Origin of the sequence: Furfurilactobacillus milii, assembly GCF_009863985.1 — a bacterium.
Taxonomy (GTDB): Bacteria; Bacillota; Bacilli; order Lactobacillales; family Lactobacillaceae; genus Furfurilactobacillus; species Furfurilactobacillus milii_A.
The window spans coordinates 91,216-105,180 of sequence record NZ_WEZT01000008.1 but is presented as its reverse complement, the minus strand read 5'-3'; the positions used below and the strand labels follow the sequence as shown (position 1 = coordinate 105,180).

Annotated in this window: 12 protein-coding genes; 2 read left to right on the top strand and 10 right to left on the bottom strand. The window is 44.6% G+C overall.

Going from position 1 to position 13,965, the window contains the following annotated elements:
* Positions 1 to 5: 5 nt before the first annotated feature.
* Entirely contained in the window at positions 6 to 710 is a 705-nt protein-coding gene (locus GB992_RS06060; RefSeq protein ID WP_161001658.1) for a uracil-DNA glycosylase, read from the bottom strand.
* 189 nt (positions 711 to 899) lie between these two features.
* Here GB992_RS06060 and GB992_RS06055 point away from each other — a divergent pair, with 189 nt between their 5' ends.
* Positions 900 to 1,454: an LURP-one-related/scramblase family protein gene (locus GB992_RS06055; protein ID WP_161001657.1), complete on the top strand. Its 555-nt coding sequence runs from the start codon at positions 900 to 902 to the stop codon at positions 1,452 to 1,454.
* A 381-nt stretch (positions 1,455 to 1,835) separates the two neighbouring features.
* Positions 1,836 to 2,522, top strand: a complete 687-nt coding sequence (gene apf / locus GB992_RS06050; RefSeq protein WP_161001656.1) for an aggregation-promoting factor — start codon at positions 1,836 to 1,838, stop codon at positions 2,520 to 2,522.
* Between the two features lie 628 nt (positions 2,523 to 3,150).
* Here the strand turns inward: apf and smpB are convergent.
* The 9 genes from smpB to GB992_RS06005 form a co-directional block, all read right to left on the bottom strand.
* Positions 3,151 to 3,621: an SsrA-binding protein SmpB gene (gene smpB, locus GB992_RS06045; RefSeq protein ID WP_017262226.1), complete on the bottom strand. Its 471-nt coding sequence runs from the start codon at positions 3,619 to 3,621 to the stop codon at positions 3,151 to 3,153.
* A gap of 39 nt (positions 3,622 to 3,660) precedes the next feature.
* Positions 3,661 to 6,027 (bottom strand): ribonuclease R, encoded by a 2,367-nt coding sequence (gene rnr, locus GB992_RS06040; RefSeq protein WP_161001655.1) that lies wholly within the window; start codon positions 6,025 to 6,027, stop codon positions 3,661 to 3,663.
* A gap of 29 nt (positions 6,028 to 6,056) precedes the next feature.
* Complete coding sequence (locus GB992_RS06035) at positions 6,057 to 6,818, bottom strand: alpha/beta hydrolase (RefSeq protein ID WP_161001654.1); 762 nt, start codon at positions 6,816 to 6,818, stop codon at positions 6,057 to 6,059.
* A gap of 127 nt (positions 6,819 to 6,945) precedes the next feature.
* Positions 6,946 to 7,188 carry a preprotein translocase subunit SecG gene (secG, locus tag GB992_RS06030; RefSeq protein WP_017262223.1) on the bottom strand — a complete coding sequence of 81 codons (243 nt, stop codon included), beginning with the start codon at positions 7,186 to 7,188 and terminating at the stop codon, positions 6,946 to 6,948.
* A 109-nt stretch (positions 7,189 to 7,297) separates the two neighbouring features.
* Complete coding sequence (locus GB992_RS06025; protein WP_161001653.1) at positions 7,298 to 8,860, bottom strand: ClC family H(+)/Cl(-) exchange transporter; 1,563 nt, start codon at positions 8,858 to 8,860, stop codon at positions 7,298 to 7,300.
* Positions 8,861 to 8,888: 28 nt separating this feature from the next.
* Positions 8,889 to 9,551, bottom strand: coding sequence for a TetR/AcrR family transcriptional regulator (locus tag GB992_RS06020; protein ID WP_161001652.1), 663 nt, complete (start codon positions 9,549 to 9,551; stop codon positions 8,889 to 8,891).
* 202 nt (positions 9,552 to 9,753) lie between these two features.
* A complete protein-coding gene (eno, locus tag GB992_RS06015; RefSeq protein ID WP_161001651.1) occupies positions 9,754 to 11,073 on the bottom strand; it encodes a phosphopyruvate hydratase in 1,320 nt (439 codons plus the stop codon).
* A 90-nt stretch (positions 11,074 to 11,163) separates the two neighbouring features.
* Positions 11,164 to 11,925: a triose-phosphate isomerase gene (gene tpiA, locus GB992_RS06010; RefSeq protein WP_161001650.1), complete on the bottom strand. Its 762-nt coding sequence runs from the start codon at positions 11,923 to 11,925 to the stop codon at positions 11,164 to 11,166.
* A 721-nt stretch (positions 11,926 to 12,646) separates the two neighbouring features.
* The gene (locus GB992_RS06005) at positions 12,647 to 13,846 is read right to left on the bottom strand and encodes a phosphoglycerate kinase (protein WP_017262218.1); all 1,200 of its coding nucleotides are present in this window, start codon (positions 13,844 to 13,846) and stop codon (positions 12,647 to 12,649) included.
* Positions 13,847 to 13,965 lie beyond the last annotated feature (119 nt).

Below are 13,965 nucleotides of genomic sequence, written 5' to 3'. Positions count from 1 at the left end.
TCTAATTACCCATTTTTTAAATCCGCCATCGAAACCGAAGCTGGTAGTTGCCAATTAATGGGTGCTTCCCCCATCGCAACTAACGCCTCATTTGTTTTCGAAAACGGTTTGGAACCAAAAAAGCCACGATATGCAGAAAGTGGACTCGGATGGGCCGATTGCAACACAATGTTAGTATGCGTGTCAATCAGTTTAATCTTGTCTCGAGCAGCTCGACCCCAAAGAATGAAGACAACCGGTGTCTCACGTTCTGACAATCGTTTGATTGCCGTATCGGTCAGGCGCTCCCAGCCTTTACCAGCATGAGAGAATGCCCTGCCATCCCGAACCGTCAGAACGGAGTTGAGTAGCAACACGCCCTGCTGAGCCCATGATTTTAGAAAACCATGATTCACCGGCGCAATCCCAAGGTCATCCTGCAATTCCTTATAAATATTTTGAAGCGACGGGGGCACTTGCACACCTGGCATCACAGCAAAGCTCAAACCAAATGCCTGATGCGGTCCATGATACGGATCCTGTCCTAAAATAACCACCTTAACATCTTGAAACGGCGTCCATTCGAAAGCCGTGAAGATGTGGTTCATATCAGGATAAATCGTTTGCGTGCGGTATTCCTGCTTCAAAAAATTGTGTAACTCTTGGTAGTAAGCCTGTTCAAATTCAGGCTGTAAAATATCCCACCAGTCATTATGAATAAACGGTTTCATTCCCTGCACCTCAACGTTTATTGTAGCAGACCTCTAGCGTAAAATACATTATCAACTAACCGTCTTCATTAATCTAAAAGATAGTTGAGAGAAACAACGAGTTTCCCACGGTTCAGAGCGTGGACCGTGTTACAATCAAACGTAGACAACAGTTTATTAAATCACTCGTCCTTACAATGGAGACTAATCATGCGTCAGTTATACATTAGACAAACCCCGGGCGTTTTAAACGGTGTCCGCCCTGTATTAGACGTTCATCGACAAACACTCTACCTAATTACCGGTCAATTTGGCTGGTCACGGGCACAATTAATTGCTTCTTCTGCCTCAGGCGAAGTTCTGGCGGAGGCAAAACAACTATCTTTAGGCATTATGCCAAAATTTGCCATTTACTTTAATGGTAAAGAAGTTGGCTCGGTCCGGCGCACATTTGGTTTTTGGCGTGAGATTATTTATATTCATGGTCTTAACTGGGTCGTTATGGGCAACCTCATGTCTGGAAAATATAAAATCTACCATGGGACGCATATTATTGCCAACATGCGCCCAGTTGACGGTGCGGATGGTGGCTATGATCAACTCAGCGTGGCTAACCATTCTGCTGAACCTGTCTGCTTGCTGATTGCGGCAATCATGGATCGTTGGTCCAAACAAAATGGACGGCGGCGCCCCGTTCATAATCAAGCCCTTCGTTTAGGTCAAGAACCAAAAACACTTGGACCCGAGTATCGAGAAAAGGAATGAATTAGTAAAGAAATGCGCTGTGAGTATCGTTATTTGATGATTCACGGCGTTTTTATGTGCGATAAATGCTGTTAAATCAACGTTTCTGGGGATAGTTACATGTTTGTAATCATGCCCATTGCCGTCAATTCGGCAACACTTCAATAATTTTCGAGTTATAAACATTATCATGTTACAAAATATTTCAAAAGCATCTTTATGTGACAAAACACTCTGATTTTGTAATGTCTACGGTATTTCGTTGTTATTTACACCATGTATAGTAGGCATCGTTGTTTGGAAGAGAACAACACCCCAGCCACGAATCCTCGTGAGGGGTTGCCAAGCGCGTCGCCAATTAAGATGCGACGCCATACACAATATAGGAGTGAAAATTTCTACATGAAGATCAAACAAATTTTGTTAACTACTTTAAGCGCCGGTGCTTTATTAGCCGCTGGAACTGTTGCCGCAAACGCAGACTCAAACGTTACTGTTAAGAGCGGAGACACTGTTTCCGCTTTGGCACACGCCAACAACACAAGCATTGATGCAATCATCAACGCTAACCAGTTGCAAAACCAGGGAGACTTAATCTACGTTGGTCAAAACTTGATTATTCCTGACGGCACTTCCAACACTACAACAACTACGACAACACAAACTGCTGCCCCTGTTCAACAAGCTGCACCAGTTGTACAAACACAGACTGTTGCTAAGACACAAGCTCCAATAGCTCAAACAACTACTACACAAGCTGCGCCTGCACAACAGACTCAAGCAACTACACAAACAACACAGGCTTCCACTACGCAAAATACACAAGCATTAACTACACAGGCTGCCTCAACTTCAACAGCTTCATCATCTGACGAAGCTGCCATGGCTTATATTGCTGCTGGTGAATCTGGTGGTAGCTACACTGCCCGTAACGGTCAGTACATTGGTAAATACCAATTGAGTGCTGACAAGTTGAACGGTGACTACTCCGCTGCTAACCAAGAACGTGTTGCATCTGCTTACGCTGTTTCACGTTACGGTTCATGGTCAGCCGCTGCTGCCCACTGGGCTGCATACCGCGGTTGGTAATCAACTGTTAATCTAAGTATGTTCTGACTTAAGACTCATCTTCGGATGGGTCTTTTTTTGTGACCTTCTTTAAATTCCTAAACGCAAAAAAACGATCCTGTAATTACACAGAATCGTTTAGTCATCAATTTACTGTCCCTACCGTTACGCCGACCAGAAACGCCGTTCCCTGAGGACCGGATTCAATCCGCCAAAAACGCGGTTTTCATCCTTGATTATGAGCCGAAAAACACGTCTCATAAGTCATCCCACCACACTAAGCGGCCAATTGCCTGCCGCCAAGTTTGGCCGACACGGAACTATGTTTCTGGTCAGCTCCACTCCTATAGTTAACAATATTTGACTAGCGGCCGGCAGTCGCAATTGACGCGAGCCAAATACGCCAGATACCCTACAGTAGCTGAAGGGCGTCAACAGTGATACCGAGCCGTGAAGGTAACGTTAATTCGAGTGCCATGCTCGAATTTAGGTTACGGACGGTCGCCAAGACTCGGCTTTCCACGAGGCTTGGCGGCGAGGTAAAAGACTTCGGGTTTCAGAAGGCACGAACCGGTCCCACGGCGAGCGTATCACTGTTGACAACCGTATGCGACAGTAAATAGGTACAAATACTACAAAAGTAAAGTAATTATCGGCGACGCGACAATGCACGATCGATATCACGTTGTTGGTCGCGTTTCTTTAATGTCTCACGTTTGTCATAAGAATGCTTCCCTTGTGCCACACCAATCAACACCTTCGCAAAACCATGTTTGATGTAAACCTTTAATGGCACAATGGTCATCCCTTTTTGGGACACTGCCGACTGTAACTTGCTAATTTCTTTTTGATGCAACAACAGCTTTCGCGTACGTAACGGATCGTGATTGAAACGATTTCCCTGCGTAAACTCGGCAATATTGACATTCATGAGGTAAGCTTCCCCATCTTTGATCGACACAAACCCGTCACCAATCGTGATTCGGGCCGCCCGAACGGATTTAATTTCCGTACCGGTCAGTGAAATACCAGCTTCATATGTGTCGAGAATCGAATATTCATGACGCGCCTTACGATTATTTGCCAGCGCGTCGTTGCCAGTTTGTTTTCGTTTGGCCATGTTCACGCCTGCCTTTCGTTCAGCATTTTGGTCTTAAACTTACTTTTTCCGGTCACCGTGAAAATTGGTTTTACCACTACGACCAGCCTTATTGCGGTTACTTTGATAGTGGTTAAATTTCTTGCCACCATTCTTCTCATCACGTTTGGCATTGTTATGAAAGTTACGGTTACCACGGTTGCCGTTTCCACGACGGCCGCCATTGCCATGATTATCATGGGCCACACGAATGTCTGTTGTTGGCGCAGTCCGTGGATCCACAATGGTAAAGTCCACCGCGGCAGCATCCTTATCGACCTTTTCCAAATGAACCTTGATTGGCTGGCCAATTTGGAAGATGTGATGATGTCGTTCACCAATCAATGCCAAATGACTTTCATCATAATCGTAAAAGTCATCTTTCATGTTAGAAATGTGAATAAGTCCTTCAACCGTGTTTGGCAATTCCACAAACATTCCAAACTTCAGTACAGAGCTGACAACGGCGTCAAAGTCCTCGCCAACATGATCAGCCATGTATTCGGCCTTCTTCATATCGTCGGTAGCCCGCTCGGTATCAATTGAACGACGCTCGCGTTCAGAAGTGTCTTGAGCAATCTGTGGTAGTTTATCTGCGTATTTTGCCTTAGCAGCATCACTATCACCGTTTGCCGCATACCAGCGAATCATCCGGTGAACCATGTCATCTGGATAACGACGAATTGGTGATGTGAAGTGCGTGTAGTATTCAGCACCAAGACCAAAGTGTCCTAGTGGCTGATCTGAATATTTCGCCTGCTTCATGGAACGAAGCATCATGGTTTGAACCATCTGCTCTTCAGGTGTTCCGGCAACTTCCTTCAACACAGACTGTAACATCTTCGGTTTCAGGTTGTTTGGATCACCCTTGGCATTAATGCCAAAGACGTTCAACAAGTCAAAGAAACTCTTTACCCGATCACCGTCTGGTGTTTCATGGACACGGTATAAGAACGGTACATGCATCCGGTCATAATGTTCAGCCACGGTTTCATTAGCAGCCAGCATAAAAGATTCAATCATTCGTTCTGCCAAGCCACGTTCACGTAACTCAATATCAGTTGGATGCCCTTCTGCGTCAACAATGATCTTTGCTTCTGGAGCATCGAAGTCAATTGCACCACGCTGGTGGCGTTTCTTAACCAGAATCTTGTGTAATTCTGCCATCGTTTCAAACATGCCAACAAGACTGTCATAACGTTCCATGGTTTTGGCATCATGAGCTTCCAAAATCTTATTAACACCCTTATAAGTCATCCGGGCATGACTCTTCATCAAGCTAGGATAAATTTTATGGCTAACAACCTTACCAGTACCATCAATTTCCATGTCACAGGTCATTGATAAACGCTCAACACCCTCGTTCAAAGAACAAATGCCGTTTGACAGACGTTTTGGTAACATTGGAATAACGCGGTCAGTCAGATAAACAGAAGTCCCACGTTTGTAAGCTTCTTTGTCGAGCGCAGAACCTTCCTTCACGTAGTAGCTAACGTCGGCAATGGATACGCCCAGATGATAATTACCATTAGGCAGTTTCCACGCAACGACTGCGTCATCCAAGTCTTTACTTTCAATACTATCGATGGTAACTAACGGTTGATCAGTAATATCAACTCGACCAGCCTTGTCAGCTTCTTGCACCGTGTCAGGAATTGCATTGGCTTCATCCAATACTTCCTGTGGAAATTCGGAAGGCACATCATGAGCGTAAACGATTTGGAGAATGTCGATACCTGGTTCGTCGGCGTTCCCAATCACCTTCGTGGCCACACCACTTAATAACTGTGGATTGAGATCTGTTGGATAACCGGTAACATCGGCCGTGACAACTTCACCATCAACGGGATGGATGCCGCCGTCGAGGACATCAAACGTATAACTGCCGAGTTTCTTATCTTTAAGGGGCACTTCACCAATAACGCTAGGCAGCTTGGCGTCACGCTTGGACCTAAACTCACCAACGATTTGTGTGTAGTGGCGCTCAGTCACTTTTGTTACTTCACCTTCAGGTCCACGATCAGATCCCGGTTTAGATGGTCGTAAAATCTTCATCTCAACCGTGTCACCTGTCATTGCATGCTTGGTATGATCTGGATTGATGTAAGCATCAGGTTGTTCTCCATCATATGCGACGAAACCAAATCCCTTGTCGTTACCATGGAAAGTTCCTGATAACCCAGCTGCCACTTTAACAATGGCCCACTTTCCGGTGTCCGTAACAGCCACTTTGCCAGCGCGTTCCAACCCAGCAAGTGCCTGCACACTTAGCGTGAATTCAGCTTCTGGTTGTTTAAGTGCAGTGCCGATTTCGGCCGCTGTAAACGAGCTCTCCTGATTGGCGTTTAAAAACGTCAAAATTTGTTGTTGTAAATTACTTTCTGTCATAATTACCTCATTTTTACTTTCGCGTTAGGTTAAAACAATCGTTCAAGAAATGCTTCAACGTCTGTTTGCAATTGGTGATGCGCGTTATTTACTGTTAAAACATGGCCCGCGTTCGGATACAGCTTAAACGTGACATCTTTATTTAAACTCGCCATTCGTGCATTAAAAGCCGCCCCACTGCCAGGATCAATCATTTGATCCGCATCACCCTGGGCGATAAAGAATGGCTTATGAATTATTTGTAAATTTGCTGCCACTTGTGTTTGGACAAAGGCTTCAATGTCACTCAACTGTTCTGGATTGTGCTGAGCTAACCAGTCGAGACTTTGTTGCTTTTCATCCGTTGACATTTGTGTACGTGAATAAATTTTGTTGCTCAAACTTAAAAAGCTTTGTGGCACGTTCGTTTGACCAACCCGAATAACTGGCGATGCAAACGTCCCACCACCGACTAACGTGTTATCAATTTCCAATAAGCGTGTGGCAAACAAACCGCCCATAGATAGACCAAAGACTGCAATTTGTTGATAGCCGTGTGCTTTTAAAAAGGTCACTGCATCTTGCGCGTTCTTCAGCCAAGCGGCCACGCCGCCCTTTGTGATAATATCTTTGGGCTCCATGGTGCCATGACCAGCGAACATTGGGGCATAGACTGTATAACCGTCACGCGCCAAGCCACGCCCAATCATCCCCATGTCATTGCTACTGCCAGAGTATGCATGCAGCAACAAGACTGCGTTTGCACCCGCCTCAATAAACAGTGGTTCTGGTTGACGAAAATGAATTGTCATTCTTTCCATCCTTTCACTGAAAAATTGCATGAAAAAAAGCCGGGACTAAGCCCAGCTTTGTCATACATCAATGAAGATGGCACGAGGCCATCACCAATTTGTAAACGTTAGTCGTCAAAAAACAAGCCTACTTATGCGAGGACAAGTACACTAACGCCAAGGCAATAGCAAAGAACAAAATGCCAAGGATTACTGTAACCCGTTGCATAAAGCCTTCAAAGCCCCGTGACTTTTGTTGAGCAAATAAGTCGTTTGCACCGCCGCCAGACAAGGCACCTAATGCATCATCTGTTTTCGTGGGTTGCATCATGACTGCAATAACGATTAAGATTGCGATCACAATCAGTGCAGTTAACAAAAAATTATACAAAGTGGTTCCTCCCATTCAAACTTCGCGGTATGTCTCAACTAATTTAACATAAAATGGTGGGGATTGCTAGTGCGAGCATGCTGGTAAACGCACGCAAACAGGTAATTCTTCAGTCTTCACCACGCACACTAATTTGCTCTGCCATCCCGGCAATTCGTTCACGAATAAAGGCACGATTATCATGTTGTGTTTCCACAATCAAGGTATCACCGGCACGCAAAATCGTATCGCCGTGTGGAATAATCTGCCGTTCGCCACGATGAACACCAATTAATAGAGCATTGGTCGGCCATCTAAATTCCCGTACCTGATGGCCAACTAAAAACGAGCCATCGAACACAGGCACTTCAATTCGGTCCGTAAAACCAGCAGCTCGTTCCGCCGTCGGTGACAGCATTCGTCCCAATAAGGATTCATAAATTGGCGCGCCGCCGCACACATCTACTGTAATATAGGCAACTAGACAAACCACGGCTAAGGGCATCAAATGCTGCAAGGACCCGACCATTTCCGTAATCAAGAGAATCGCCGTGAACGGTGCTTTCCCAATTCCGGCGAAATATCCCGCCATTGCAAAAATAACTAAGTTGACCACGTAAATACTAGGCAGTAATCCCATCATGACCATCACTCGGCCATAAATCGCACCAATGACGGCACCTAACGTTAAAATCGGTAAGAAGATTCCCCCGGGTAATCCAGATCCATACGCCACCATCGAGAATACGAATCGAACAACAAACAGCCCGATGAGCACCCAAATGCCTGGATGAATGCGTGCCAAATCCAAAATAACGCTATTACCGCCACCCAAACTGGAGGTCCACCACCAACCAACAGGAACGGTCAGTAGCAGTGCCACGATACCGTCTAAATAACGAGGCAGTCTTAACTTAGCGTACCAACTTGGCAAACGCAACAGGACGGTTTGATACAATCGCCCTAATAAGCCCAAAATAATGCCCAGTACAATCAAATGACCGTAATCACGTAATGGTAGTCCACTGGAGTACGGGATATGTAAAACTGGCGTTTGCCCGAAAAATGCTAGTGACACAAAGTTTGCGACAACAGCACTGGTTAACGATGTCAGCCAAACTAACGGTGAAAAATTATGATAAATTTCTTCCAAAACAAACAGTGTACTGGCAATCGGTGCATTGAATGCCGCGGACAACCCTGCTGCTGCACCGCTAGCGATTGCAACCCGGCGATTAGTCCCTTGATGGCCACGAAGCGTGGCGTAGCCTTGCCCAACAGCAGCCCCAAGTTGAATCGAAGGACCTTCCCGGCCCAACATCAGACCAGAACCAATTGCTGCAGTGCCACCAACAAACTTTTTCCACAGCGTTGGCCACCACGGCTCGTCAAACTCCCCAGCCAATTGACCCTCAACCTGGGGAATCCCAGACCCACTAATTTGTGGACTGGTCTTAACCAGTACCCCCACTAAAATGCCCAAAATAATCATGCCCAAAACCCACGGTAAAATTAACCAGGGTTGATGATGCATCGTTGCATAACCAATTTTCACCAAACCGAGAACATGTTCAATTGCCAATCGAAACAAACTAACAATAAGCCCCGCCACTAATCCAACTGCTAAACCTGTGATGACAGTGCCGACCCGCGTTAAATCGAGCGAAAGTCGGCGTTTACTTTTTTTCTTCAAATGATCATCTCTCTTTTTAGGACATTTTTTATAAGAACGTTCGATTATACTCATTCACAAAATATTCAATAATCAACCGAACAGGCTGATCATCAATTACGTTTAACTGCTCCGGTAAAAGCAGCTGGGTCTTCTTTAAATTATAGTAATCAGTCAATACCTTCGTGAGGTTCAAACTATGACGCAATAAAAAGTGCCGGTCAATTAAGCCGCGCACCATCACGCGATCTTGCAATAATAAAACATCCCACTGATACGTACGAAAGAGACCACGTTTTACACCGGTCTCGAAATAAATAATTGCTTGTTGCTGTTGCTGATTAAGTGCATCTTGCAAATTGCGATAGTCTGAATCGTTGGCTGATTTCAGATCACTCAAGAATTCATCAGAAATTGTTCGCGAAATTGTCAAAGATTGATCGAACAGCATTTGAAACTGACGAAAAAAGTTTGCCACGTCCCCATTAAGCTGAGGAATGTCAAGATCTTCTATGTAGTCTAAGTACAACTTAACAACAGCGTGCACAATGTCTTCTTTCGAGCTGAAATACTTATAAGCCGTTCTTCGCGAAACACCCATTACTTTAATCAGGTCGTTCATTGTTAGCTGGCTAAAGCCTTCCCGCATAAAAACAACAGCCATTCGTTCTAATAGCGCATGCCGTTTTGCCACCTCATGTTGTGTTGCCATGTAACTCCCCCGTTTCATTGTTGCCAAAAACACTCAAGTCTAGTATAGGTGAACAAAGTAAACACATTAATGTCTTCATGTATATTTCAGCTTTTCTTTTGAATCTTTAGAAATTCATAATCTATCAAAACTTAGCAACAAAAAATCCTCACTTCGAAAAGTGAGGATTTTTATTATCATAACAACCTATTTCAAAACGAAATTACTTGTTGATGATGGCGTTACGAGCTTGTTCACTCAAGTTGTAGAATGAGTGGATGCCCTTGTATTCAGCGGTTGTGCCCAATTGGTCTTCAATCCGCATCAACTGGTTGTACTTAGCGATCCGTTCAGTCCGGCTCATTGAACCAGTCTTGATTTGGCCGGCGTTTGTAGCAACAACCAAGTCAGCAATCGTTGTGTCTTCGGTTTCACCAGAACGGTGAGAAACGATGGCAGTGTAGCCAGCTTCTTTAGCCATTTCGATAGCTTCAACAGTTTCAGTCAGAGTACCGATTTGGTTCAACTTGATCAAGATAGCGTTAGCAACGCCCATCTTGATACCCTTAGCCAAGTAGTCAGTGTTAGTAACAAACAGGTCGTCACCAACGATTTGTACCTTCTTACCTAACTTAGCAGTTAAAGTTGCCCAGTCATCCCAAGTGTTTTCATCCAAAGGATCTTCGATGGAAACGATTGGGTACTTGTCAACGATACCTTCAAGTAAGTCAGTGAATTCTTCGGCAGTGTAACTCTTGCCGTCACCAACTAAGTCATACTTCTTAGTGTCAGTGTTGTAGAATTCTGATGCAGCACAGTCAAAGGCAATTGAAATGTCCTTACCAGGTACATAACCAGCTTTGGTGATAGCTTCAACCAGAATTTCAAATGGTTCTTCGTTGTTCTTCAAGTCAGGTGCAAAACCACCTTCGTCACCAACGGCAGTGGAGTAACCGCGGTCGTTTAAGATGCTCTTCAAAGCGTGGAATGTTTCTGAACCGTAACGAACGGCTTCTTTAATTGTTGGTGCGCCAACAGGCATAATCATGAATTCTTGGAAGTCAACCTTGTTGTTGGCGTGCTTCCCACCGTTGATAACGTTCATCATTGGTGTTGGCAGAACATGCGCATTGAAACCACCTAAGTAGTTATAAAGCGGAACTTCAAATTCGTCAGCCGCTGCACGGGCAGCGGCTAATGAAACACCTAAGATGGCGTTCGCGCCTAATTTACCCTTGTTTGGTGTACCATCAAGCTTGATCATTGCTTGGTCGATAGCAACTTGGTCAGTAACATCGTAACCAACAATTTCCTTAGCGATGATGTTGTTTACATTATCAACCGCTTTAGTAACACCCTTACCTTGGAACCGGCTCTTGTCGCCGTCGCGTAATTCAACAGCTTCGTGTTCACCAGTTGAGGCACCTGAAGGAACGATTCCACGGCCCATTGCACCACTTTCTGTGTACAATTCAACTTCAACAGTTGGGTTACCGCGTGAATCTAAAACTTCGCGTGCATAAATATCTGTAATAATAGACATCTTATTCTCTCCTTATATGGGTAAATGTAGTCGCAATGACTTCCCTACTATTATAGGTGTTACGCGTTTCACTATCAAGATTATGAGCAATTATTTTCCAGGATCATTGCTAATAAGTTCCAGAAACGATTCAGGTTGAAGGCTCGCGTTGCCGACCAAAACCCCATCGACATCCTGTTTCTGCATGATCGTGTTTATATTTGCAGGCTTAACAGAACCGCCATATAATACCCGCACTTCGTCAGCAATTTCATCATCGTAAACGTCTGCGACCGTTTGACGAATCAGATAACAGCCTTCCTCAATTTGATCAGGTGATGCGGGTGTACCAACACCAATCGCCCAGCTTGGCTCATACGCAATAATCGCCGTTCTTGCCTGCTCCTCATCAACGCCCTTTAACGCCTCAATTACCTGAGCAACAACCCAGTGAACAGCATCATTAGATTCTCGCTGCCCCATCGTTTCATCACAACAAATAATCGGTCGCATATGGTTCCGAAAAACGGCTTGAACTTTTAAATTAATCATCTCGTCGGTTTCACGGAAAATCTTCCGACGCTCAGAATGTCCTAAAATAACAAAATCAACGCCAGCTTTGCTTAACGCATATGGACTGGTTTCACCGGTAAACGGACCGTTGTCCTCAAAGTAACAATTTTCCGCGCCAACTTCTAAAGGCATGTCGCGAGTCTGATCAACCATTTGTTCTAAAAACAAGGCAGGTGCACAAATAGCTGTTTCTAACTGCATCGCATTAGGCAAATTGCCTCTAATACCATTTACAAACGATTCTACTGAGTCCGCAGTCTTATTCATCTTCCAATTTCCAACAATCATTGGAATCCGCATGGGTTAGCCCCCTCTTCATAATGGGTCTTGGCATTACTCTTTTAATCTGTCAAAGCACTCGTTGCCAAACGAACACTCATAAGTCTTTCTCCTACACATGCATTGTAGTGAAGTCAGTCCTAAAAAGCTAGTTTCACCTTGCCTGATTGCTTTGGTAAGCAATGACCTGTTGTTGCGATGACCGAAGACGCCGTTTCTTGGGGAACGTTTCAGCCCGCTGAAGTGCACGGTCTTCAACTCGATTCTGAACCGAAAACCACGTTTCAGAACTCGTCCCACAATACTAAATGGCAAAACCCGCCATCAAGTATTGTCGACACGAAACTGTCTTCGGTCATCTCCACTCACATATAAGTCGTCAGGACCTTCAACAGACATATTAGTGCACATTTAACTCTGTTGCTCGACTACTTTTTGGACTTTTCAAAGTTATATGAATATGAGCTGGAGGGCGTCAACATTGAAATCAAGACGTGCAAGTGGTGTTAATTCGGTTGTTTTGTACCGAATTTACAGCACGGACGGTCGTGGAGACTCAGGTTCTCATGAGGCTTCACGGCGAGGTGAAAGACTCCGAATTTCAGGAGGCTTGAACCGGTCCCACGACGCATTTCAATGTTGACAACCGCAAGCGTCCTTAACCATTCAAAACACAAAAACGCCCGTCAACCCGTTAAGAAACAGATTGAAGGACGTTAATGTAGAACGGTATTAAACTAAATTACTTGTCGCTGATTGCTGCGATCCCAGGTAAAGTCTTACCTTCAAGGTATTCAAGGGAAGCGCCACCACCAGTGGAGATGTGAGTCAATTTGTCTGCAACACCCAATTGTTGAACGGCAGCAGTTGAGTCACCACCACCAACAATTGTTGTAGCATCCAAGTCACCCAAGAACTTACCAACAGCTAAGGTACCCTTAGCAAAGTTAGGCATTTCGAAGACACCCATTGGTCCGTTCCAAACAACAGTCTTAGCATCACGCAAAGTGTTTTCAAATAATTCAACAGACTTTGGACCGATGTCAAGAGCCATGTAACCATCAGGAATTGAACCATCAACAGTTTCTGCTGGTGAGTCATTCTTGAATTCTTTAGCAACAACGGAATCGATTGGCAATACAAGCTTGTCGCCAGCCTTTTCAATGATTGCTTTGGCTGTGTCGATCTTGTCCTTTTCAAGCAATGAGTTACCAACTGATAGGCCTTGGGCAGCAAAGAAGGTGTAAGCCATCCCACCACCAACGATAACCTTGTCAGCCTTGCTCAATAAGTTGTCGATGACACCGATCTTATCAGAAACCTTAGCACCACCCAAAATAGCAACAAATGGGTGAACAGGGTTATCAACAGCGTTACCTAAGAACTTGATTTCTTTTTCCATTAAGAAACCAGCAGCAACTGACTTGCCGGCTGCTTTCATGGCCGTTGCGATACCAACGTTTGAGGCATGTTCACGGTGAGCAGTACCAAAAGCATCGTTAACGAAAACATCGCCAAGTGAAGCCCAGTATTGACCCAATTCAGGGTTGTTACCGGATTCTTTCTTGCCATCCAAATCTTCAAAACGAGTGTTTTCGAATAACAGAACTTCGCCGTCCTTCAAGTTGTTGATGGCGTCTTCGAGCTGAGGACCACGAGTAGTTGGAACAAACGTTACAGGTTTGCCCAATAAGTTGCTCAAACGTTCTGCAACAGGACGCATGGACAATTCCTTTTTGTCCTCTTCAGTCTTAACACGACCTAAATGACTGAATAAGATGGCACGGCCACCGTGATCCAGAACATAGTTAATTGTAGGTAATGCAGCCACGATTCGGTTGTCGTTACCAATCACGCCGTTTTTAATCGGCACATTAAAGTCAACACGCATTAAAACTTTTTTTCCAGTTAAATCTAAATCAGAAACAGTTAATTTAGCCAAGGTAGTTTCCTCCCAACGATTTTTGCGTACGCATATATTTTAACGATTTTTAATGGTAAAAGCCACTCACAGCCCAATTTTCTGAAAACAAACGTGACTATTTGTGAACCATTCCACTA

What these genes read in the sequence shown, in the direction of transcription:
- GB992_RS06060 (WP_161001658.1), bottom strand. Translation starts at nt 710, where the DNA reads ATGAAACCGTTTATTCATAATGACTGGTGGGATATTTTACAGCCTGAA.
- GB992_RS06055 (WP_161001657.1), top strand. Translation starts at nt 900, where the DNA reads ATGCGTCAGTTATACATTAGACAAACCCCGGGCGTTTTAAACGGTGTC.
- apf (WP_161001656.1), top strand. Translation starts at nt 1,836, where the DNA reads ATGAAGATCAAACAAATTTTGTTAACTACTTTAAGCGCCGGTGCTTTA.
- smpB (WP_017262226.1), bottom strand. Translation starts at nt 3,621, where the DNA reads ATGGCCAAACGAAAACAAACTGGCAACGACGCGCTGGCAAATAATCGT.
- rnr (WP_161001655.1), bottom strand. Translation starts at nt 6,027, where the DNA reads ATGACAGAAAGTAATTTACAACAACAAATTTTGACGTTTTTAAACGCC.
- GB992_RS06035 (WP_161001654.1), bottom strand. Translation starts at nt 6,818, where the DNA reads ATGACAATTCATTTTCGTCAACCAGAACCACTGTTTATTGAGGCGGGT.
- GB992_RS06020 (WP_161001652.1), bottom strand. Translation starts at nt 9,551, where the DNA reads ATGGCAACACAACATGAGGTGGCAAAACGGCATGCGCTATTAGAACGA.
- eno (WP_161001651.1), bottom strand. Translation starts at nt 11,073, where the DNA reads ATGTCTATTATTACAGATATTTATGCACGCGAAGTTTTAGATTCACGC.
- tpiA (WP_161001650.1), bottom strand. Translation starts at nt 11,925, where the DNA reads ATGCGGATTCCAATGATTGTTGGAAATTGGAAGATGAATAAGACTGCG.